Annotated in this window: 21 protein-coding genes; 15 read left to right on the top strand and 6 right to left on the bottom strand. The window is 68.3% G+C overall.

Annotated features, from left to right (window positions below):
* The first annotated feature begins 5 nt into the window (after positions 1–5).
* Positions 6–1,241 carry an argininosuccinate synthase gene (locus HLA95_RS16185; RefSeq protein ID WP_191058599.1) on the top strand — a complete coding sequence of 412 codons (1,236 nt, stop codon included), beginning with the start codon at positions 6–8 and terminating at the stop codon, positions 1,239–1,241.
* A gap of 561 nt (positions 1,242–1,802) precedes the next feature.
* On the opposite strand, the gene HLA95_RS16180 is transcribed toward HLA95_RS16185, so the two are convergent.
* Positions 1,803–2,957 carry a M24 family metallopeptidase gene (locus HLA95_RS16180; protein WP_191058598.1) on the bottom strand — a complete coding sequence of 385 codons (1,155 nt, stop codon included), beginning with the start codon at positions 2,955–2,957 and terminating at the stop codon, positions 1,803–1,805.
* A 199-nt stretch (positions 2,958–3,156) separates the two neighbouring features.
* Here HLA95_RS16180 and HLA95_RS16175 point away from each other — a divergent pair, with 199 nt between their 5' ends.
* Positions 3,157–3,906 (top strand): SDR family oxidoreductase, encoded by a 750-nt coding sequence (locus HLA95_RS16175; protein WP_191058597.1) that lies wholly within the window; start codon positions 3,157–3,159, stop codon positions 3,904–3,906.
* A gap of 126 nt (positions 3,907–4,032) precedes the next feature.
* On the opposite strand, the gene HLA95_RS16170 is transcribed toward HLA95_RS16175, so the two are convergent.
* Positions 4,033–4,746, bottom strand: a complete 714-nt coding sequence (locus HLA95_RS16170) for an SDR family NAD(P)-dependent oxidoreductase (RefSeq protein WP_191058596.1) — start codon at positions 4,744–4,746, stop codon at positions 4,033–4,035.
* A 131-nt stretch (positions 4,747–4,877) separates the two neighbouring features.
* Between HLA95_RS16170 and HLA95_RS16165 the strand changes: the two genes are divergently transcribed.
* Together HLA95_RS16165 and HLA95_RS16160 are read left to right on the top strand one after the other, a co-directional pair.
* Complete coding sequence (locus tag HLA95_RS16165) at positions 4,878–5,828, top strand: LysR family transcriptional regulator (protein WP_191058595.1); 951 nt, start codon at positions 4,878–4,880, stop codon at positions 5,826–5,828.
* Positions 5,829–5,967: 139 nt separating this feature from the next.
* On the top strand, positions 5,968–6,735 hold the full coding sequence (locus HLA95_RS16160) for an ATP-binding cassette domain-containing protein (RefSeq protein ID WP_191058594.1): 768 nt from the start codon (positions 5,968–5,970) through the stop codon (positions 6,733–6,735).
* On the opposite strand, the gene HLA95_RS16155 is transcribed toward HLA95_RS16160, so the two are convergent.
* Positions 6,720–7,406: a FadR/GntR family transcriptional regulator gene (locus tag HLA95_RS16155; protein ID WP_191058593.1), complete on the bottom strand. Its 687-nt coding sequence runs from the start codon at positions 7,404–7,406 to the stop codon at positions 6,720–6,722. The genes HLA95_RS16160 and HLA95_RS16155 overlap by 16 nt on opposite strands.
* A gap of 304 nt (positions 7,407–7,710) precedes the next feature.
* On the opposite strand from HLA95_RS16155, the gene HLA95_RS16150 reads away from it, so the two are divergent.
* The 4 genes from HLA95_RS16150 (at position 7,711) to HLA95_RS16135 (ending at position 11,147) form a co-directional block, all read left to right on the top strand.
* A complete protein-coding gene (locus HLA95_RS16150; protein ID WP_191058592.1) occupies positions 7,711–8,652 on the top strand; it encodes a calcium-binding protein in 942 nt (313 codons plus the stop codon).
* Between the two features lie 110 nt (positions 8,653–8,762).
* A complete protein-coding gene (locus HLA95_RS16145) occupies positions 8,763–9,782 on the top strand; it encodes a zinc-dependent alcohol dehydrogenase family protein (RefSeq protein ID WP_191058591.1) in 1,020 nt (339 codons plus the stop codon).
* Complete coding sequence (locus tag HLA95_RS16140) at positions 9,779–10,540, top strand: YggS family pyridoxal phosphate-dependent enzyme (protein WP_222183846.1); 762 nt, start codon at positions 9,779–9,781, stop codon at positions 10,538–10,540. Before HLA95_RS16145 ends, HLA95_RS16140 begins: the two co-directional genes overlap by 4 nt.
* 259 nt (positions 10,541–10,799) lie before the next feature.
* A complete protein-coding gene (locus HLA95_RS16135; RefSeq protein WP_191061559.1) occupies positions 10,800–11,147 on the top strand; it encodes a gamma-glutamylcyclotransferase family protein in 348 nt (115 codons plus the stop codon).
* Positions 11,148–11,172: 25 nt separating this feature from the next.
* Here the strand turns inward: HLA95_RS16135 and HLA95_RS16130 are convergent, their stop codons facing one another.
* Together HLA95_RS16130 and HLA95_RS16125 are read right to left on the bottom strand one after the other, a co-directional pair.
* Positions 11,173–12,099 carry a restriction endonuclease gene (locus tag HLA95_RS16130; protein ID WP_191061560.1) on the bottom strand — a complete coding sequence of 309 codons (927 nt, stop codon included), beginning with the start codon at positions 12,097–12,099 and terminating at the stop codon, positions 11,173–11,175.
* A 72-nt stretch (positions 12,100–12,171) separates the two neighbouring features.
* Positions 12,172–14,154 carry an oxidoreductase gene (locus HLA95_RS16125; protein WP_222183844.1) on the bottom strand — a complete coding sequence of 661 codons (1,983 nt, stop codon included), beginning with the start codon at positions 14,152–14,154 and terminating at the stop codon, positions 12,172–12,174.
* A 134-nt stretch (positions 14,155–14,288) separates the two neighbouring features.
* Here HLA95_RS16125 and HLA95_RS16120 point away from each other — a divergent pair, with 134 nt between their 5' ends.
* From HLA95_RS16120 to HLA95_RS16090, 7 genes are all read left to right on the top strand, one after another.
* The gene (locus HLA95_RS16120) at positions 14,289–15,338 is read left to right on the top strand and encodes a sugar ABC transporter substrate-binding protein (RefSeq protein ID WP_191060056.1); all 1,050 of its coding nucleotides are present in this window, start codon (positions 14,289–14,291) and stop codon (positions 15,336–15,338) included.
* A gap of 88 nt (positions 15,339–15,426) precedes the next feature.
* A complete protein-coding gene (locus HLA95_RS16115) occupies positions 15,427–16,428 on the top strand; it encodes an ABC transporter permease (RefSeq protein WP_191060055.1) in 1,002 nt (333 codons plus the stop codon).
* Positions 16,429–16,792: 364 nt separating this feature from the next.
* Positions 16,793–17,035, top strand: a complete 243-nt coding sequence (locus HLA95_RS16110) for a hypothetical protein (RefSeq protein WP_191060054.1) — start codon at positions 16,793–16,795, stop codon at positions 17,033–17,035.
* A 180-nt stretch (positions 17,036–17,215) separates the two neighbouring features.
* Positions 17,216–17,761, top strand: a complete 546-nt coding sequence (hslV, locus tag HLA95_RS16105; RefSeq protein ID WP_223861543.1) for an ATP-dependent protease subunit HslV — start codon at positions 17,216–17,218, stop codon at positions 17,759–17,761.
* Entirely contained in the window at positions 17,758–19,065 is a 1,308-nt protein-coding gene (gene hslU, locus HLA95_RS16100; RefSeq protein ID WP_191060053.1) for an ATP-dependent protease ATPase subunit HslU, read from the top strand. Before hslV ends, hslU begins: the two co-directional genes overlap by 4 nt.
* 13 nt (positions 19,066–19,078) lie before the next feature.
* Positions 19,079–19,678, top strand: coding sequence for a GNAT family N-acetyltransferase (locus HLA95_RS16095; RefSeq protein WP_222183842.1), 600 nt, complete (start codon positions 19,079–19,081; stop codon positions 19,676–19,678).
* Positions 19,679–20,051: 373 nt separating this feature from the next.
* On the top strand, positions 20,052–20,495 hold the full coding sequence (locus HLA95_RS16090) for a hypothetical protein (protein ID WP_222183840.1): 444 nt from the start codon (positions 20,052–20,054) through the stop codon (positions 20,493–20,495).
* Positions 20,496–20,555: 60 nt separating this feature from the next.
* Here HLA95_RS16090 and HLA95_RS16085 read toward each other — a convergent pair whose 3' ends face one another.
* Positions 20,556–21,650 carry an AbrB family transcriptional regulator gene (locus tag HLA95_RS16085; protein ID WP_191059304.1) on the bottom strand — a complete coding sequence of 365 codons (1,095 nt, stop codon included), beginning with the start codon at positions 21,648–21,650 and terminating at the stop codon, positions 20,556–20,558.
* Positions 21,651–21,694: the final 44 nt, after the last annotated feature.

Raw genomic sequence — 21,694 nt, 5'->3', positions numbered from 1 at the left:
CTTCGATGAAGACTGGTGTGAAGCGGGTGGTGCTGGCCTATTCGGGCGGGCTCGACACCTCGGTGATCCTGCGCTGGCTGCAGGACAATTACGGCTGCGAGGTGGTGACCTTCACCGCCGATCTCGGCCAGGGCGAGGAACTGGAGCCCGCCCGGTCCAAGGCCGAGATGATGGGTGCGAGCCAGATCTTCATCGAGGACCTGCGCGAGGACTTCATCCGCGACTACGTGTTCCCGATGTTCCGGGCGAACACGGTCTATGAGGGCCAGTACCTGCTCGGCACCTCGATCGCCCGGCCGCTGATCGCCAAGCGGCTGGTCGAGATCGCGCACCAGACCGGGGCGGATGCCGTAGCCCACGGCGCCACCGGCAAGGGCAACGACCAGGTCCGCTTCGAGATCTCGGCCTATGCGCTCGATCCCTCGATCAAGGTGATCGCCCCCTGGCGGGAATGGGAGCTGAACTCGCGCGAGAAGCTGATCGAGTATGCCGAGGCCCGGCAGATCCCGATCCCGCGCGGCAAGCGGGGCGAGCCGCCCTACTCTACCGACGCCAACCTCCTGCACATCTCCTATGAGGGCAAGGCGCTCGAGGACCCCTGGGTCGAGCCGGACGAGGAGATGTTCACCCGCTCGATCGCGCCCGACGCGGCCCCCGACCGACCGACCTATGTCGAGATCGACTTCGAGAAGGGCGACCCGGTCGCGGTCGACGGCGTCCAGCTCTCGCCGGCAGCCTTGCTGACCCGGCTGAACGACCTGGGCGGGGCCAACGGCATCGGCCGGCTGGACCTGGTGGAGAACCGCTTCGTCGGCATGAAGTCGCGCGGCGTGTACGAGACCCCGGGCGGCACCATCCTGCTGGCCGCCCATCGCGGCATCGAGAGCATCACGCTGGACCGGGGTGCGGCGCACCTGAAGGACGAGCTGATGCCGCGCTATGCCGAGCTGATCTATAACGGCTTCTGGTTCACGCCGGAGCGGGAGATGATTCAGGCAGCGATCGACAAGAGCCAGGAGAACGTGACCGGCACGGTGCGGCTCAAGCTGTTCAAGGGCAGCGTCCAGGTGGTCGGCCGCAAGTCGCCCTTCACGCTCTACAGCCACGAATACGCCACCTTCGAGGCCGACACGGTCTACGACCAGCGCGATGCGGAAGGCTTCATCAAGCTGAACGCGCTCCGCCTGCGCATCAAGGGCCTGTCGGGCAAGCTCGCGGCGAAGAAGCAGGCCGAGGGCTGACCCTCCCTCCCCCGCCGGTTTCCGGCCGGCGGGCGGTTCTCGGGTTCGTTCGTGCAGATTGGATGCTCCCGTAGCCCGGGAAGCATCGCCGTTCCTCATGTCATTCCCCGGGCAGGCGGGGAACTTTCGGTGCGGACGTCCACCTGTTGATCCCCCGGTCGAGCCGGGGGATGACGGATGGTGGCGGGGGCGGCTCGGGTTCGTTTGGTTGATGCCTCCAGCAGCCGGGCTTGGGTTCGTTTCGCCGTGATCCCGTGGGCTCGGGTTCGTTCGTGCAGATTGGATGCTTCCGTAGTCCGGGAAGCGTCGCCGTTCCTCATGTCATTCCCCGCGCAGGCGGGGAATCTACCAGTGCAGGCCTCCACCTGTGGATCCCCGGACGAGCCGGGGGATGACGGATGGTGGCGGGGGCGGCTCGGGTTCGTTTCGTCGTCGCGATGCGCGATGCCGCTCGGGTTCGTTTGGTAGAAATGCTGTTCGGATCGGGTACGAGCGGCATCGGCCATCCGGCGCGGGTGGATCGCGCAGGATGATACGTTTAGGCCTGAATTCCCAGATCCTTCAGCGGACGATCAGTTCCAGCGGCGCCTTCGCCAAAGGCTCGGCCTTCCCTTCGGTGACAAGCGAGGTGCGGGCCAGGGTCATGGCGCGGCCGGTCTCGCTGTTCATCAGGATGATGTGGAGGAAGAAGGTCATGCCCGGGCCGATCACCACCGGGTTGCCGGTGTAGAACATCGGCCAGTCCATCCAGGACGGGGCATAGACCGCACCCAGGGAGTAGCCGGTGGCATTCAGGCGGTGGGCCTGCATGCCGTGGCGGTCAAGGACGGCGGCCTGGGTGTCGAATACCTCGCCCATGGTGCGGCCGGGCACCAGCGCGGCCTCGGCGGCGAGCAGCGCCTCGCGGGCGGCGTCGAACATTCGGCGGTGCTCGTCGTCTGGCTGGCCCACCAGGAGCGTGCGCATCAATGCTGCGTGGTACTGGCGGTAGACGCCGGCGAACTCCAGGGTGAGCTGGTCCTGCGGGTCCAGCCTGCGCCGGCCGCTCTGGTAGCGGCAGAGCAGGGCCTGGGGGCCACTGCCGATGATGAACGGGTTGCCCGGATAGTCGCCGCCACCCTCGAAGATCGCGTCGTGCATCCGCGCCAGGATCACGCCCTCGTCGGCACCGGGGCCGGTGGCCGCGACCGCGGCGTCCAGGGCGGCATCGCCGAGCCTGGCCGCCTCGCGGACATAGGCAAGTTCCTCGTCCGACTTCACCAGCCGGATTCCGGACAGGAGCAGCGAGGCGTCGGCCAGCGTGGCGAAGCCGTCCAGTGCCGCCTCCAGCCGCTTGCCGTTGCGGTAGGTGAGCCCGTGCGTGTCGAACTCCACGCCGATCCGCCGGCCGCGCAGCCCCAGTTCCTCCAGGACCGGCAGGAGGTCGGTCCGGGCGGGATCGGCGCCGTCGCGGTCGACCCAGATCCGGATGTCCTGGATGTTGGAGGTGAGCTGCGCCTGGCGCAGGTCGGCCGAGCGGGTCACCAGCACCTTTTGGCCATCCGCGGTCAGCACCAGGCACTGGAAGAAGCAGAAGCCGAACGTGTCGTAGCCGGTCAGCCAGTACATGCTCTCCTGCTTGAACAGGAGCAGGCCATCCAGCCCTTCTTGGGCCATGGCGGCCCTGGCGGCATCGAGGCGGCGCTCGAACTCGGCGGACGAGAAGTGCAGCGGCAAGGTCGCCTCCCGGGGATCGTGGCACGACCAGGAGCCTTCCGACTTTCCGCCCCGGCTGTCGAGGCTCCAGCGGCAGCCTGCCCGGCATCCCGCTTCGTCTGATGGCGCGGACACGAGGGCGCAGGTCGTTCGCGGCTCTAGCGCTACGCCGTAGAAACCAGCACGATCCGCTACGAAATCGATTTCCGGGGGATTGGTCTTGGCGGGACGGGTAGCGGATCGGGTGGCAGTGGTGTTCGGGGCGGCGCGCGGGATCGGGGCCGCGGTGGCGACCAGGCTGGCGGAGGAAGGGGCAAAGGTCTGGATCGCCGACCGGCGGGTCGAGGGCCAGGCGACCGCGAAGGCGATCGGCGGACGCTATCTCGCCTGCGACCTCGCGGTGGAGGCCGACATCCAGGGCGTGATCGACACGGTCCTGGCCGAGCATGGCCGGCTCGACATCTGCGTCCAGAACGCAGGGATCTTTCCGGAGACCCTGATCGACGGGATCAGTGCTGCCGAATGGGACCAGGTGCTGGGCGTGAACCTGCGCGGCTCGTTCCTGGCGGTCCGCGCCGCGTTTGCGCCGATGAAGCGGCAGCGCTACGGGCGGATCGTGCTGACCAGCTCGATCACCGGGCCGCGCGTGGTGCCGCCGGGCCATGCCCATTATGCCGCGTCCAAGGCCGGGCTGAACGGGCTGATCCGGGCGGCAGCGCTGGAAGGTGCCCCGTTCGGCATCACGGTGAACGGGATCGAGCCCGGCAACGTGCTGACCGAAGGCATGCAGAGCGAGCGCTCGCAAGAGTTCATCGACGGCATGGCGCGCGCCATCCCGCTCGGGCGGCTGGCCGGCCCGCGCGACGTGGCCCATGCCTTCCTGTTCCTGGCCTCCGACGAGGCCGCCTACATCACCGGGACCACCATCGTGGTGGATGGCGGGCAGACCCTGCCGGAGGGCAAGGCATAGGCAGGAGCACGGGCCGGCCAGTCACCTGGCCGGCCGGAGCGATGGGAACCATTGCTTCACGGCGTGGATGATGATGGGTCAGGATCGGGCTGCCAAACTCTGGGCGCGTACAGCCTGGTCGCGCGCTCACCACGGCACGGTGCTCCCCTCTCGGTCGAGAAATCGCAGACCGGGCTTCCCGCGCCGGGAAAGGAGAACGTCCACAACTTTCGGGACCGCTTCCTCAATGGCAAGCGGCGCGTCCGGGCCGCCCAGCGCCGTGCGGATCCAGCCTGGAGCCATCAGGACCATTGCGCGACCCGGCTTGGGTTCTCGTGCTGCGAAGCTGCGCATGAACATGTTCAGCGCGGCCTTGCTGCCTCGATAGACTTCCCGCATCCCTGTTTCGTTATTGCTGATGCTGCCCTGTCCTGATGACATTGCTCCGATCAATCCGTCTGCGGGAACCAGATCCTGCAAGGCCTCGATGGCACGCATCGGACTCAGTGCGTTGGTGACCATCACGCGCGTGAACTCTTCCGTGCTCACCCGCCCGATAGGAACATGCTCGTCATGCGTGGTCGTCCCCGCGTTGACGAACAGTATGTCGAGCGTCGTGCCTGAGAGTCGGTCTCGCAATCCTCTGATCTGCTCCGGTTCGTTGATGTCGAGAGTTTCGATGTCTACCTGGCCGTCGTAATCATCTGCCAGAGCATGCAAGTCGCTCCGGACGCCGGTCCTCACCGTTCCGATCACATGCCAGCCCTTGGCCAGGAACCGAGCAGCCATGGCGTGCCCGATCCCACGCGACGCTCCGACGATCAGGATCGTACCTGCTGCATCGGATGACTTGGAACTCATCGGCGATTCGTCCTTCAGCTCGTTCCGTCAGCGATAAGTCCCCTCGCTTATCCGGCGCCAGACGCACAGGATGCACATTATGGTTGCACGAGGCGCTATGCCACTTGTGGCAGGCGATGTAAGCGTCGCCGATGGCCACCTTGGACTTGAACCTTCTGGCAGCGCTTGATGCGCTGTTGGCCGAAGGCAGTGTTACAGGCGCAGCCCGCCGTCTCGGCCTGAGCTCCTCTGCCATGAGCCGGACCCTCACGCGGCTACGAGCTGCAACCGGCGATCCGCTCCTCGTGCGTGCCGGGCGAGGCCTCGTGCCCACGCCACGAGCCGCTGAAATACGCGACGATGTTCATCGGCTTCATCATCACGTACGTCAGGTTCTGAGCCCGCCGAGCAGCCGATTGGACTTTGCCCGGCTGGAGCGCACCTTCACGATCCGCGCCAGCGAGGGCTTCGTCGCGCTGTTTTCGGTTCCCTTGCTGACCGCCATCGCAGGGATTGCGCCGCACGCTCGCCTGCGCTTCGTACCCAAGCCTGTAAAAGACGCGACACCGCTCCGCGAAGGCCAGATCGATCTCGAGATCGGAGTTCTCGGAGCATCTGCACCGGAGGTGAGGACCCGTCCTCTGTTTCGTGACAAATTCGTGGGCGCGGTCCGGCAGGGACATCCATTGCTGGCCGGCGATATGACGCCGGAACGCTATGCGGCGTGCGGCCACGTCGTCGCGTCTCGCAAGGAAGTCCTCACGGATCCGGTCGGCGAAGCTCTCGACGAAATTGGGCTCAAGCGAGAGATTGCCGCTGTTGTGCCCAGTCACCTGGACGCGATACGGGTTGCCCGGCAGTCAGACCTGGTGGCGCTGGTCCCGCGTTCATGCGTCGGAAGGGCCATGATCGCCATTGAACCGCAGATAGGGGAGCTGGTGAGCTTCGAGCTTCCTGTCCATACGCCGGAAATCCTCATATCCGCCATGTGGCACCCACGCATGAATGCCGATCCAGCCCATCGCTGGCTGCGCGAGCGAGTGAAGACGGTGTGTCATGCGACGTTTCCCGCGGCAGACGATCCAAGATTCGCGGGATTCTAGTGGGCATCGACGTTCACGCCCCAAGCCTCGATGAACCGTAACCTTGCCCCCTGCGCATGCCGCAACGATCAGGCGGGCGTTGCTGCCGGGCCGGAAGCCGCTCTAGGGTCCTGTGGGCAGCCAAGTTCCGTGAGCCATCATGACCACCCCGCTCCTCACCATCGACCATGTCGCCAAGCGCTTCGGCGCGGTAACGGCGCTGGCCGATGTCAGCTTCGACGTGCTGCCGGGCGAGGTGGTGGCGCTGCTGGGCGACAATGGCGCCGGCAAGTCGACGCTCATCAAGATCATCGCCGGGACCCAGCCGCCCTCCTCGGGCCGGCTGCTCTGGAACGGGCAGGAGGTCACGCTCAGCGGCCCGGCCGATGCCAAGGCGCTGGGCATCGAGACGGTCTACCAGGACCTGTCGCTGGCACCCAACGTGGACGTGGTGGGCAACTTCTTCATGGGCCGCGAGCTGACCCGGAGGGTCGCGGGCATCCCCTGGCTGCGCGAGAAGGAGATGGAGGAGGTCACCCGGGCAGCACTGCACCGTTTGGGCACCAAGATCCCGGACGTGCGGGCCAAGGTGGAGAACCTGTCGGGCGGGCAGCGCCAGGCGATCGAGCTTTGCCGCTTCGTCCATTTCGGCGGCAAGCTCGTGCTGCTGGACGAGCCGTTCGCGGCACTCGGCGTCGAGCAGACCCGCAAGGGCCTGGACATGATCGAGCGGGTGCGCCGGGAAGGCATCTCGGTGATCGTGATCACCCACAACGTCCTGCACGCGCTCCAGGTCGCCGACCGGATGGTGGTGATCCGCCAGGGCCGGGTCGAGGGTGTGCGCACCCGCGCGGAGACCTCGCACGACGAGCTGATCGAGCTGATCACCGGCGATACCAGCCTGACCCGCCGTCAGGACGCCGCCTGAGCCGGCTCCAGGCGGCGCCTGGCGTTCACAGCACCGGTATCGATCACCGCGATCATCGCCTGGCGGGCGGCCTCCTGGTCGCCCGCCTCGATCGCCTGGCAGATCGCCTGGTGCTGGAGTGCGGAGCGGTGCAGCTGCCTGGGGTCGTGCAGCGGCGTGGAGCGGGCAAACGCCGCGGCCAGCGCCGCCTCGATCAGCCCACCCAGCGACTGGAGGAACGGGTTGGCCGAGGCGTCGCTGATCAGGACGTGGAAGGCCAGGTCCAGCTCGATGAAGCGACCGGAATCGTCGCACTCGATCATGGCGCCTGCGATCTCGCGGAGCTCCTGGAGCTGCTCCTGCGTGCGCCGCTTGGCCGCCAGGGCCGCCGCCTCGGGCTCCAGTGCCCGGCGGACCTCGAACAGCGAGGCGATGAACTCCGGGTCCATCCCGAGCCGGGTCCGCCATTCCAGCAGCTCGGCGTCGAACATGTTCCATGACCGGGGCGGGGTCACCCAGGTACCGACCTTGGTCTTGGACGCGACCAGCCCCTTGGCGGCCAGGGTCTTGAACGCCTCGCGCTGCACGGTGCGCGACACCTTGTAGCGCAGCGCCAGCTCCTCGGGGCTGGGCAGCAGCTCCCCGCTCTTGAACTCGCCCTTCAGGATGCCGAGGCCGATCCCTTCGGTCACGGCCCGATGAGCCGATCGGGCGCCCGTCTTCGGCCGCCCGCGAGGACCCGTCATGTTCTTCCCTACCTCGCCTGACCCGGACAGGTGATCGCCGGATCGGGCGATCCGTCAAGCGGCGTCGATGCCCATCTGCTCTATCACCCGCGCGAGGTCGGGCTGGCTGGGACTGCATGGACGAGCTGCCCAAGGGGAGCAGTCGGCACGGCCTGCCGGCCATCTTGATGAAGAATTGCGCGCTTGTCATGATTCGCAGGCGCCCGGATCAGCGGTCGGGCCGCGGGGGTGGGATACGAGGGCGCACGGCATGGTCACGATCAGCGGTTCGCTGGGCAGTAGCGGGCGCAGCGGCGCCGAAGGACGGAGCGTCCTGAGCGGCGGCGCCGGCAACGACATCATCGGCGGCAATGCGGCCGACAACTTCATCTATGGCGGTGCCGGCGACGACGTGCTGAAGGGCGGCGGTGGCAATGACCAGCTCTCCGGCGGTGCGGGCGATGACCTCCTGCAGGGGCATGTCGGCGACGACCTCCTGCTTGGCGGGGCCGGCGCCGACCGGCTGGAGGGGATGGAGGGCGACGACGTACTCTGGGGCCATGCCGGCGACGACGTGCTGTTCGACATCCATGGCACCAACCTGCTGCTCGGCGGCGACGGCAACGACCAGTTGCGGGGTGTCGGCGTGCTGCGCGGCGGGAGCGGCGACGACCGCATCGACGGGCGGGGCCGGGATGGCGGCGAGGTCGCGGACGGCAACAGCACGCTGTTCGGCGATGCGGGCGACGATTTCATCACGGCCGGCGAGGACAGCGTGGTGCGTGGCGGGGACGGCGACGACACGCTGTTCGCCAGCCAGTGGGGGCCGAGCCTGCTTTATGGCGGTGCCGGCGACGATACGCTCGTGGCGATGTCGGGCTCGGAGACCAGGGCGACACTGGTGGGCGGCCCCGGCATGGATACCTACGACTTCGTTGCCCATTCGGACGAGGCCAACGCCCTGATCGTCGACGTGGTGGGCGGCTTCCGGCTCTACGTGCAGGACTATCTCAACGAGCTCGACAGCAACGGCGACGGCCTGCTCACCGATGCGGACGACCGGGTCCAGCTGGTGGACGAGATGTTCGAGGGGGTGAGTAGTACCTCCCTGCGCATGACGGTCGCCCACGAGGCCGGCGTCGACATTCCGCCGACGGTCAGCGTGGTCAGCCTGTTCGGCATCACCTCCATCTCGGCGGACGTGCTGGGCTGACGTGGCGATCCCCACGGCCGTGATCACAGCGTTGACGCCGGGACCTGCCCCTCCCAGGACTGAGGGCCGCCGGCCATGGCCGGCGCGCATGCAGCAGGGAAGGGACCGACGTGAAGGCCGTGCGGCTGGAATCCATCGAGAACCTGTTCGTCCGCGAGGTCGACAAGCCGTCGCCGGGGCCCACTGACCTGCTGGTGCGCGTCGAGGCCTGTGGCATCTGCGGCTCGGACCGGCATTTCCTCCATGGCGAGTTCCCGACCTCGCCGCCGGTGACGCTCGGCCATGAATTCTCCGGGATCGTCGAGGCGGTCGGCGCCGAGGTGACGGGGTTCAGGCCGGGCATGCGCGTCACGGTGGACCCGAACATCTCCTGCGGGCGCTGCCCGGCCTGCCAGGACGGGCTGGTCAACCATTGCCGGAACTGGAAGGCGCTGGGCCTGGCGCTGGATGGCGGCTTTGCCGAATACACGGTGGTCCCGGAAGGCCAGGCGGTGGAATTGCCGCTCTCGCTCCATCCCGAGCATGGCGCGTTCTGCGAGCCGCTGGCCTGCTGCCTGCACGCGGTCGATCTGGCCGAGATCAAGGCCGGCGATTCGGTGGTCGTGCTGGGTGGCGGGGTGATCGGCCTGCTCACCCTGCAGCTGGCGAAGCTGGCCGGGGCCACGCGGGTGATCCTGTCGACCCGTCAGGCGGTGCGCCGCGAGCTGGCGGCGGAACTGGGCGCCACCGACACGATCGACCCGTCCGCGGTCGATCCGGTCCAGGCGATCGCCGGGCCGGACGGGCTGGTGCCGGACGGGGTCGACGTGGTGCTGGAATGCGCCGGCGTGCCCGACACGGTCCGCCAGTCGCTGAAGCTGGCCAGGCGGCGCGGCACGGTCGTGATCGTCGGCGTCATGCCGCAGGGCCAGACGATCGAGATGGAGCCTTGCGACATCATGATGCGCGAGCTGCGCATCCAGGGCTCGTTCATCAATCCGTTCGTCCACCGCCGGGCCGCCGCCCTGATCACCTCGGGCGCGATCGAGGTGGGCAGGCTGGTCTCGCAGCGGATCGGGCTGGACCAGGTGCCCGAGGTGATCGGGCGCGACCCGCTGCCGGGCGAGGTCAAGGTCATGGTCATCCCATGAGCGGCACGGGACCGGACGCGCGGTTCGGCGCCGATCCGGCCGCCGTCATCGCCGCCAACCTGGCGGCGGTGCAGGCCCGGATCGCGGCAGCCTGCCGGCGCGCGGGACGGGACCCGGCGAGCGTGCGGCTTTTGCCGGTGAGCAAGACCGTGCCCGCCGCGATCGTCCGCCAGGCGGCCGGCCTGGGCCTGCGCGCGTTCGGCGAGAACAAGGTGCAGGAGGCGGCGGGCAAGGCCGAGGCGCTGGCCGATCTCGACCTGTCCTGGAGCGTGATCGGCCATCTGCAGACCAACAAGGCGAAGCAGGTCGCGCGCTTCGCCGCCGAGTTCCAGGCACTCGACAGCCTGCGCGTCGCGGAGGCGCTGCAGCGCCATCTGGCAGCACAGGGCCGGCAGCTGGACGTGCTGGTCCAGGTCAACAGCTCGGGCGAGGCCAGCAAGTATGGCCTGGAACCCGCCGAGGTGGAGGGCTTCCTGGCAAGGCTGCCGGACTTCCCGGCGCTGCGCGTGCGCGGCCTGATGACCCTGGCCGTGTTCTCGGCGGACGATGCCAAGGTGCGCGCCTGCTTCCGCCTCCTGGCCGAACTGCGCCGCAGGCTTCGCCCACCACGCGGCATCGAGCTCGCCGAACTGTCCATGGGCATGACCGGCGACTTCGAGGCGGCGATCGAGGAGGGAGCGACGGTCGTGCGGGTGGGTCAGGCGATCTTCGGGCCGCGGCCGACTGCCGACAGCGCGTACTGGCCGGGCCTGGCGTGAAGCGCGAGATCCGGGCGGCCGTGAGCGTTGGGCGGCACGGGGGGCCATGTCGACGAATGGATGCGAGCCGCCCAACTCCGTCATCCCCCGGCTTGACGGGGGATCAACAAGTGGACGCTCGCACTGCTAGATTCCCCGCCTGCGCGGGGAATGACATGAGGGCGATGCTTCCCAGATTGTGGGACATGCCTTCGGCAGGAAAGCCCCGGCGGCCGAGGCTCCAGTCCGGCGACCGGGGTTGCATCGGAGACCATGGCGGATGACGGCACCAGGCAGGGCGGCAGACGAGTGGCTTGCGACCTACGGCTCGCTGGCGCCGGGAGAGGTCAACCACCATCAGCTCGCCGGGCTGGCCGGACGCTGGATGGGCGGCACGGTGCGCGGCCGGCTGATGGAGGCCGGCTGGGGCGCTGCCCTGGGCTTTCCGGGGCTGGTTCTCGATCCCGACGGCCAGGAGGTCCCCGTCCACCTGTTCCATTCCCCGGAACTGCCCGGCCACTGGCCCCGGCTCGACGCGTTCGAGGGGAATGGCTATCGGCGGGTGGTGGCACAGGTGGACACGGCCGACGGGCCGGTGGAGGCCTGGATCTACGTGCTGGCGGGGTGAGCCGGCGTGAAGTCCGCCGGGAGCCTTACTCGAAGAAGTCTTCGTCCACCTTCTTGATGTAGAGGGTTTCCTCCACGCGGCAGCCGACCGAGTGGCGGATCATGAGCTTCGCAAGCTGCGGCCCATCGATCAGCACGATGCGCTTGCTCAGGAACTCTGCCGTCTCCCTTGCGGCAGGGGAAAAGGTCGAGGTCGTGACGAACAGGCCCTTGTTGGCCTTGTGCCGGTCGAGGCTGCCGAAGAAGTCCCGGATCGCACCGGCGCCCACCTTGTTGCTCTCGGCGTAGCGCTTGGCCTGGACATAGACCCGGTCGAGACCGAGCGCGTCCTGGTCGATGACGCCATCCACGCCGTCGTCGCCACTGCGACCAAGGGCGCGGCCGGCATCGGCGGCCGAGCCGCCATAGCCCATTTTCAGGAGCAGGTTGACGATCAGCTGCTCGAAGAAGGCAGGCGGTGCCGCACGGATGCGATCCAGCAGCTCCTGCGCGAGCGCAGCCTCGATCTGTGTGTGGGCTGCCCGGATGAGTTCGTCGGGCGTCTGGTTTCCGAGAGCCGGATCGAGCGGTTGTGCTGATGGTTCGGTAGCGTCGTCCGGAGCCGATCTCCCCCTCGCCTCTCTGTACTCCCGGAACTCGGGGAACTGGCTGAGATAGGCGTTGTCGATGCGATCAAGCTGCGAGGCGAGCGCTTGACGGCCGCGGTCGGTGATCTGGAGACAGCCCCACCTGGTACTTTCGACGAGGCCAGCCTTCTCGATGTACCTCTTGGCCCAGTACACCCGAGTGCCGAGCAGTGTCTTCCTGCCAGACGAGAGAAGTTCTGTCCGCTCCTCCGGCGTGAGCTGGAGCTGGTTTGCCACCCGCTCGATGATGTCGCTGAAACGTACCTCGCCGGCCGCGGAAGCTTTCAGGACGGGGAGCATCAGAGACTGATAATCTGGAATGGCCATGTTACCTGAGTAATATAAGTTAGCCAACGTAACTGGGCCGATCATTCCGAATCAGGAAACAACAATAAAGGGCTAAATACTTCGTCCGGCCACCCTCCCCTCATAAAAGGCCAGACTGGCGCGGCGGGAGGCGACGGCGTCGCCGATCAGGCGGGCGGGCTGGCCGGCGGCAGCGGCCTCCTGCATCAGGCGGTCGTCGGCGCGCGGCATGGTGGCCAGGACCAGCGTGTCGAACGGCTCGGTGCGCAGCTGCCCGGCCTGGAGGTCCAGGAGTTCGGCCTGGTCGCCCAGCCAGGCTGAAACAGCGGTGTAGGGCGAGACACGGCCGCCGGCCCTGGCGAAGCGGCGGCGCAGCGGGATGTCGGCGGTGCTGTTGGCGAGACCCTTGGCGACCTCGCCATCGGGCGTGGCGATGGTCACCTGGTGGCCCTGCTCCTGGAGGAGGATGGCGGTGCCGATCGCCCGCCAGTTGCCGAGATCGTCCAGGACCAGGACGCGTTGGCCGATCGGGAGACGCTGTTCGGGCTGGTCGGCCAGGATGTCCTCGATGTCGAGCACGTCCGGCCGGTCGACGCCCGGCAGGCGCAGCCGGTCGGGGAAGGCGCGCTGGTAGCCGTCGCGGGCGGGCACGGCACCGGTGGCGAGGATCACTTCGTCATAGCCTGCGAGGTCGGCGGGCGTGGCTTCCTGGCCCAGGCGCAGCTCGACCTGGAGCTGCATGAGCTGGTGGCGGTGCCAGTCCAGGAGCTTGCCGATCTTCTCGCGCGCGGGCTGGTGGGCGGCCAGGCGGAAGCGGCCGCCCAGCTCCGCCGCTCGCTCGATCAGGGTGACGCGGTGGCCGCGCGACGCGGCGACGCGCGCCGCCTCCAGGCCGGCGGGGCCGCCGCCCACGACCAGGACCCGGCGCGGCGTTGCAGCCGGCTCGAAGCGGTCGCCGCCCCACTCGAACTCGCGGCCGGCCGAGGGGTTGACCAGGCAGGAGATCCAGTAGTCGCGGGCGCGCCGGCCCCAGCAGAGCTGGTTGCAGGCGATGCAGGGGCGGATGTCGTCGGGGCGGCCCGCCTGCGCCTTGGCGGCGAGCCAGGGATCGGCGATCTGGCCGCGCACGATGCTGACGGTGTCGACATGGCCGGCGGCGAGCAGGGCCTCGGCATCGGCGGGCGTGGTGATCCGGCTCTCGGCCTGGACATGGGCGTGGCGGACCACCTGCTTCAGGGCCGCGGCGAACGGCTCGCCCAGCCGGTCGGGATAGGGCGAGGTCGCGATGATGCTGGCGAAGTCGAAATAGCTGCCGGTGCCGCAGGTCACGTAGTCCATCAGATGGCGCTCGTCGTGCCAGGCGATCACCGCTTGCAGCTCGGGCAGGCTCAGGCAGCCGGGTGTGGCCGGGTCGGCGGAGACGGCGAGGCCAATCACGAAATCCTCGCCGCAGGCCTGGCGCAGCCCTGCCATCAGCTCGGCGGAAAAGCGCATCCGGTTCTCGAAGCTGCCGCCATAGGCATCGGTGCGGCGGTTGGTGAGCGGCGTCCAGAACTGGTCGATCAGGGCGTTGTAGGCGGCGAACAGCTCGATCCCGTCGAAGCCGGCGGCCTTGGCGCGGAGCGCGCAGCGGATGAAGCCGTCCTGGATCTCGGCGATCTCGCCAAGCGTCATGGCGTGGCTGCCGTCGGCGTCGTGGAAGGAGCGCATGCCGGAGGGCGACCAGTTCGGCTGGAAGCTGTTGTCGGCATCGCCATGGGCGCCGACATGGTAGAGCTGCTGGATCATGACGGCCCCGTGCGGCCGGCAGGCCTCGACCAGCTGGCGGAAGGCCGGGATCACCCGGTCGTCGTCGGGCAGGTAGTTGCCGCGGGTGAGCACGGCGGTGCGGTGCACCGGGACCGGCTCCACCACGATCATGGCGACCCCGCCGCGGGCGCGTTCCTCGTAATAGCCGATCGTGCGCGCGGATGGCAGGCCGCCTTCCGCCATGTTGTTGGTGTGCGCGCCGAAGACGATCCGGTTCTTCAGCGTGCAGTGGCGGATCGCGAGCGGCGTGAACAGGTTCGGGAACATCCTGGCCTCCGGCGAGGGTGCCGACCCTGACTGTGCTCGGGCAACCGGCTGCCGGCAAGCACCGCGGCTTGACTAAGCATTTGCCGGGTCGTTCGATGCGAGCGTCCAGGAACAATAACTTCGGGGGAGTTTCCATGCGTCTGAGCCGCCGCGATGTCGGCATTCTCCTGTCCGCCGCAGCGGCACTGGCCGCCGCCCGGCCGGCCAGTGCCCAGAACAAGGGCAAGATCGTCTACATGATCCCGACCCTCCTGGACGAGTTCCAGACCGAGAGCCAGAAGGCGGTGGAATCGGTATTCAGCTCGCTGGGCTACGAGGTCACCTCGGTGGACGCCCAGAACGACGCCGCCCGCCAGCTCTCCCAGCTGGAAGACCTGATCAACACCAGGCCCGACGCGGTGATCATCAACGCGGTGGCGTTCGACACGATCGTGCCGGGCATCGAGAAGGCGCGCGAGGCCGGGATCAAGGTCCTGAACTTCGACCGGCTGATCACCTCCACGGAGTTCGAGCTGACCTCGGTGGCCGGCACGGTGGAGATCGGCGAGATCGCCGGCAACGAGGCTACGCGGCTGCTCACCGAGCGGCATGGTTCGCCCAAGGGCAAGGTCCTGCAGATCCTGGGCGATCCCGGCGACGCCTATACACTCGACATCCAGAAGGGCTTCGAGGCGGTGATGGCCGAGAAGGCGCCGGAGGTGGAGATCATCTCCAAGGCGGCACTGCTCTGGGAGCCGACCAATGCCGGCCGGGCGTTCGAGGACCAGCTCCTGGTGACCCAGGACATCGATCTCGTGTTCTGCCATGCCGCGCACCTGACCGTGCCGATCGTCTCGATCATGGAAAGCAAGGGCATGAAGCCCGGCGAGATGATGCTGATGGCATCCAACGGCGCCCCGGTCGGGCTCGACAATATCCGGGCCGGCTGGCAGCAGGTCGAGGTCGAGCAGCCGACCTATGCCCAGGTCTATGGCCTGGCCATGTTCATCGACAAGATCATGGCCGGCGAGGAGCTGCAGACCGGCTCCTACAAGGTGCTGGGGCTGGATTCGACGCTCACGGTCGAGGACTGGGGGCCGAACCTGAAGATCCCGGGGGCGGCGATCACCAAGGAGAATGTCGACGACCCGCGTTTCTGGGGCAATCTGCAGTTCCCGAGCGTGCCGGTCGACGTGGTGAAGTGAGGCCGCCGGCCTGATCCTTGCCGTTTCCTGCGATGCCCCGGCCCGGTCAGCGGCCGGGGCATCCGACGTTCCAGCCAAGAAGCGCCCCATGATCGCCGCGACCCCTGCCCCCTCGGCCAGCCGTATCCGCCTGGTCAAGCTGCTGCTCGACCACCTGGTCTGGTTCATCCTGGCGGTGATCCTGCTGATCTGCTCGCTCAGCATCGAGCATTTCTTCCAGGTCGGCATCTTCATCAACATCGCCCAGCACGCGACCTATGTCGGCCTGCTCTCGCTGGGTCTCGCCTTCTGCGTGATCGCCGGGCATATGGACCTGTCGATCGAGAGCGTCATGGCGTTCGCGGCGATGCTGGCGGCCGGGCTCACCGCCGCGCGCGGCTCGCCCTTCGCCTTTCAGGTGAACACCTGGGTCTCGCTCCTGCTGGTACTGGGCTTCGGCGCGCTGGCCGGGCTGTTCAACGCGATCCTGATCGTGAAGTTCCGGCTCAACGCCTTCGTGGTGACGCTGGCCGCCTATATCGCGATCCGGGGCCTGGGCCTGATCCTGACCGGCGGGCGCTCGATCTACGGCCTGCCCCCGGACTTCCGCGCGGTCGCCAACACCGACCTGTTCGGCCTGCCGATGCTGGTCTGGATCACCATCGTCACCTACCTGGCGTTCGGCCAGATCCTGAAGGGCTCCCTGTTCGGACGGCGGGTCTATCTCGTGGGCGGCAACCCGGTGGCACCGTTCCGCGCCGGTATCAATGTCGAGCGGGTGCTGTTCGGGGTCTTCATCCTGTCCGGCGTGATCGCGGCGTTTGCCGGCTGGCTGCTCGCCGCGCGCACCAATGGCGCCACGCCGAACCTGGGCGTCGGCATGCTGTTCGAGGCATTCGCCGCGGTGGTGATCGGCGGCGTGTCGCTGCGCGGCGGGATCGGCCAGCTGTCCGGCGTGTTCGCCGGCGTGCTGCTGCTTTCCACGATCGACACCGCGATCAACGTGATGGGGCTGGATGCCAGCTACATGCAGGTGATCCGCGGCGGGCTGATGCTGATCGCGGTGCTGCTCGACGGGGTGAAGACCGAGATCGCCAAGCGCCTCGGTTGAGGCTCCGCCTGCGACATTCCGCCACATCCCGATGATGTCGCTTCTGGGAGGAAATCTGCAAGAATCTCCCGGGTATTCGATCGATCTTACCCGATTGTCCCAGAGGCGCAGAACAGTTCGGTTTTTCACGATGAGGCCGAAATTCGGAAAATTCGATCTATTTCTGCAGCTTCGCCACTGTCGAGTTCATCCAACAGCAGCAGTTTCATTGCCCAAGTGAGTACTATTGTTTGAAATTCAACCAGCGATATAGTCCGTGACGTGAAGACGATGCCGCCGCAACGGCAGTGCAGCCGGGTCCTGGTCCCGCTGCCGCCCGGCATCGCGCCGCTTCGGATCGCTACGCGTCATGGGGGACTTTGGGATGAGCAACTACCGTGCGATGGCCGACTGCATCGAGCCGGCCCAGCTCCAGGGCCTGGCCGAGGCCGCACCCGCCTGGACCGGGTTTGCCGTCGACACCATCCACGACGCCGTGGTGAGCGCTGCGGTGCTGACCAGTGCGGCCTTCCGGATGCGCGACGAGGGCGCCCTGATCTCGGCGCTGCGCGGCCTGGCCACCGCGGTGGCCGACCTGGAGCTGGCGCACGCCAACGACAATGGCTGACCGGAGAGTCTGACGGGCTGGACGATCGCTCCAGCCGCTCCGCTGCCCGCTGTGCACCGGCCAGCCCATGAGGCTGGCCGGTGCCGGCGTTTTCGGCTTGCCCGCCGTGCTCACCCGTTGCAGTGCAGCGGCGCATCCCCCACCTGATGCGCCTGCGGGGGATGTCGAAGGAACGACGCGTTGACGGAAAGCTGGCACGGCACGACGATCCTGTGCGTGCGCAAGGGGCCGATGGTGGTGATGGCCGGCGACGGCCAGGTCTCGCTCGGCCAGACCGTGATCAAGGGTAACGCGAAGAAGCTGCGCCGGGTGGGCGATGGCCAGATCCTGGCCGGGTTTGCCGGAGCCACGGCCGATGCCTTCGCCCTGCTGGAGCGGCTGGAGGCCAAGCTGGAGCGCCATCCGGGCCAGCTCGCCCGCGCCTGCGTGGAGCTCGCCAAGGACTGGCGCACCGACCGCTACCTGCGCCGCCTGGAGGCGATGATGGCGGTGGCGGACAAGGACGTCTCGCTGGTGCTCACCGGCCAGGGCGACGTGCTGGAGCCGGAATTCGGCGTGATCGGCATCGGCTCGGGCGGCAGCTTCGCGCTGGCCGCGGCACGCGCACTCCTGCCGGTCGAGGGGCTGGACGCCGAGGAGGTCGCGCGTCGCGCCATGGCGATCGCCGCCGACATCTGCGTCTACACCAATCACCAGCTCACCCTCGAGAAGCTCGCCCTGTCATGACCGCGCTGACCCCCCGGGAGATCGTCTCCGAACTCGACCGCTTCATCGTCGGCCAGAACGCCGCCAAGCGCGCGGTCGCCATTGCGCTGCGCAACCGCTGGCGCCGCCAGCAGATCGACGAGCACCTGCGGGAAGAGGTGCTGCCGAAGAACATCCTGATGATCGGCCCGACCGGCTGCGGCAAGACCGAGATCGCGCGCCGTCTGGCCCGGCTGGCCCAGGCACCCTTCCTCAAGGTCGAGGCCACCAAGTTCACCGAGGTCGGCTATGTCGGCCGGGACGTGGAGAGCATCGTCCGCGACCTGGTCGAGATCGCGATCAAGGAGACCCGCGAGCGGATGCGCCGCGAGGTGGCGGCCAAGGCCGAGACGGCGGCCGAGGAGCGGGTGCTGGACGCGCTGGTCGGCGCCCAGGCATCCAAGGACACGCGCGAGGCGTTCCGCCGCCGCCTGCGGGACGGCCAGTTCGCCGACAAGGAAATCGAGATCGAGGTCGCCGACCAGCCCGGCGCCGGCATGCCGCTGTTCGACATCCCCGGGATGCAGGGCGCCCAGATGGGCATGGTCAATCTCGGCGACATGCTGGGCAAGGCGCTGGGCGGGCGCACCAAGCGGCGCAAGATGACCGTCGCCCAGTCCTACGAGATCCTGATGGCCGAGGAGAGCGACAAGCTGCTCGACCAGGACGCGGTGACCCGGGCCGGGATCAAGGTGGCCGAGCAGAACGGCATCGTCTTCATCGACGAGATCGACAAGATCACGTCCCGCGAGGGCAAGGCCGGCGACGTCAGCCGGGAAGGCGTGCAGCGCGACCTCCTGCCGATCGTGGAAGGCACCTCGGTCGCGACCAAGCACGGCATCGTGCGCACCGAGCATATCCTGTTCATCACGTCCGGCGCCTTCCACCTGAGCAAGCCCGCGGACCTCCTGCCCGAACTGCAGGGCCGCCTGCCGATCCGGGTCGAGCTCGACCCGTTGAGCGAGGCCGACCTGCGCCGGATCCTGGTGGAGCCAGAGGCCAGCCTGATCCGGCAATACGTGGCGCTGCTCGGCACGGAGAACGTCACGCTGGAGTTCGGTGAGGACTCGATCGATGCGATCGCGCGCCTGGCCGACGACATCAACCGCCGGGTCGAGAATATCGGTGCGAGGCGGCTGCAGACCGTGATGGAGAAGCTCCTGGAGGACGTCAGCTTCAGCGCCACCGACATGGGCGGCCAGACCGTCAAGGTCGACGCGGCGCTGGTCCAGGAGAAGGTCGGCTCGCTCTTGGGCAGCCACGACCTGTCGCGCTTCATCCTGTGAAGCACGGGTACCGGTGAGCGGGGGCGCCCGGGCGGTACTGCTCCGCAAGGCCCCATGCCTTCCCGGCACCGTCGCGACGATCCGCTTGGCGGTGCCGGCCGATTTCCCGGCGATTGCAGAGGTCGAGCGGGCGGCGTCCCGGCTGTTCGCCGGTACCCACATGGACTGGGCGGTGAACGCGCCGCCGACCGATCCGAGCTGGCTGGCAGCCGCCTGGGGCCGCGGCTGGCTCTGGGTCGCGGTGGCGGCAGCCGACGGGCGGGTCGTCGGCTTCCTGATGGCGACGCCGCTGGCCCAGGACCTGTTCGTGCAGGAACTGTCGGTGCATCCGGACCTGCATCGCCGGGGCATCGGCACTGCCCTGCTGGCACAGGCGGCCGCCGCCGCGCGCAAGGCGGGCTGCGCCGGCATGGCGCTCACCACCGACCGCACCCTGCCCTGGAACGCGCCATTCTATGCCCGGCTGGGCTTCGTCCTGCAGGAGCGGCCGGCCCCGGCGCTGCGTGAACGGCTGGCCGCCGAGCGTCGTGCCGGTATGGACCCTCGCCAGCGCTGCGCGATGCGCCTCGATCTTCGGGATGTGCCGCCGGACGGGAACAGAGCTTCGTTCTAGAACGCTGGCCGATGCCTTGCGGACGGGGCGGCTTTCCCGAACGGGCGCCGGGCCTGCTGCCTGGACTCACGGCAGCAGCAAGGTTCCGCAGGATGATCATATTCATCCAGAACCGCCTCCTGCGAAAATCACACAAATATTCTTGGATAAAGTGGCGGTTGCCGCGCTGGTCCGCCAGGAGCGGCGACTAGTCGCTGCGTGATCGAGCGGCCCGCACTGCAGGTTCGACCGGTGAATCCCCGTCCAGCAGCGTGATTTTGTTCGGCTGTTTGGAACGAGATGCAGGAATTGCCGTTCTAGCCCCCAGAGGCCGCGGAAATAGCCGGCTTCCGACCACTGCAACGGGTGGGCCCCGGGCCCCGGAGGATGCTTCATGCGCAAGTTGCTCACGACGACGGCTGCCCTGGCATTGCTGCTGCTGCCGAGCCTGGCCATGGCCCAGGATAGCGGTGGCGGTGGCGGTAGCACCGGTGGCGGCGGCACCAGTGCCGGTGGCGATGCTGGCGGTGGTACCGGCGGCAGCGGCAGCGGCGGCGGCAGCGGCCAGGGCGGCGCAGACGGTGACGGCAGCGGCACGGACGGCGGCAGCGGCACGGACGGCGGCACCGGCGCCAGCGGCAGCGGTGGCGGCAGCGGCCAGGGCGGCGATAAGGGTGATGGTAGCGGCACGGTCGGCGGCAGCGGCGACACGACTGCCCCCGCCGGCCCGGCCGACACTGGTTCGGCCACCGGCCAGTCCACCTCCCCGCCCGGCGATGTCGGCGGTGGCGGCTGCGCGCCGGGTGCGGTCGGCTGCGAGGACGGCCCGACCCCGTAATCCCGGCTTTCTTCGAGGCCCCGCCCGACCCATGGTCGGGCGGGGTCTTGCCGTCCAGGCTCAGGCCGCCTGGCTGGAGCGTCTCAACCGGTCGGCGATGAAGCGGGCCAGGAACGGCCCGAGCAGCAGGACGATCAGGAAGCGCACGGTCTGCAGGGCCATCACGAAGGCCAGGTCGACATCGCTGGACGCCGCGATGATCGCCACTGAATCCATGCCGCCGGGGCTGGTCGCCAGATAGGCGGTGAGCGGGTCGATCCCGAGCTGCCAAGTGAGCAGAGCCGCCAGCGCCGCCGAGAACGCCATCAGCGCCAGGATCGAGGCCACGATCTGTGGCAGGGCGCGCGCTGCATGGCGCAGGATCTGCCGGGTGAAGCCCAGCCCGATGCTCCAGCCGAGCACGGCATAGCTGATCGCCAGGAGCCATTCCGGCAGGACCAGCTCGACCAGACCAAAGCCGTTGAGCAGCGCTGCCAGCACCATCGGCAGCAACAGGGCACCGGCCGGGAACCGGGTGAGCCTGCCCAGCGCCACGCCGCCGAACGCGATCAGCAGGGTGAGCAGCAAGGCCAGCGGATCGACCGGCGGGAACCACACGATCGCCGGCAGGGTCGTACCGGATGCGTCGACCCAGAACCGCGCCACCAGCGAGGCGGCCGCGGCGACGGACACCACCCGCAGATACTGCATGAACGCCACCAGCCGGGCGTCGGCGCCATAGGCCTCGGACATCAGCATCATCGCCGAGGCGGCCCCGGGCGAGGAGCCCCAGACCGCGGTGGTGCCCGGCAGGATCCGGCTGCGGCTCATCAGCCAGCCGAGCGTGCTGCTGGCGGCCACGATTGCGGCCACCACCGCCAGGAACAAAGGCCAGCGATCGAGGAACAGGTCGACGAACTCGGCATGGACGGCGGCTGCGATCATGCAGCCGATGATGCCCTGGGCCGCCCAGTAGGGCAGGCGCGGCACGTACAGCGCCGTGCCGTTCACGCCCAGCACGGCACCCGCCAGCATCGGCCCCAGGAGCAGGGCCGCCGGCAGGCCGAACCATTCGAGCAGGGCCGCCAGCAGGGCGGACAGGACCAGGAGGACGGTCCAGTGCAGCAGCACCGGCAGGTGCCGCCGCAGGGCCGGCAGGTAGCGCGACAAGGGCATCGATCTCCGCACGGTCCGGGCGGACCGGAGGCCCCAGATGCGCC

This window comes from Geminicoccus harenae (genome assembly GCF_019800005.1).
GTDB classification, from domain to species: Bacteria; Pseudomonadota; Alphaproteobacteria; order Geminicoccales; family Geminicoccaceae; genus Geminicoccus; species Geminicoccus harenae.
This window is presented reverse-complemented; position numbering and strand designations above follow the sequence as displayed.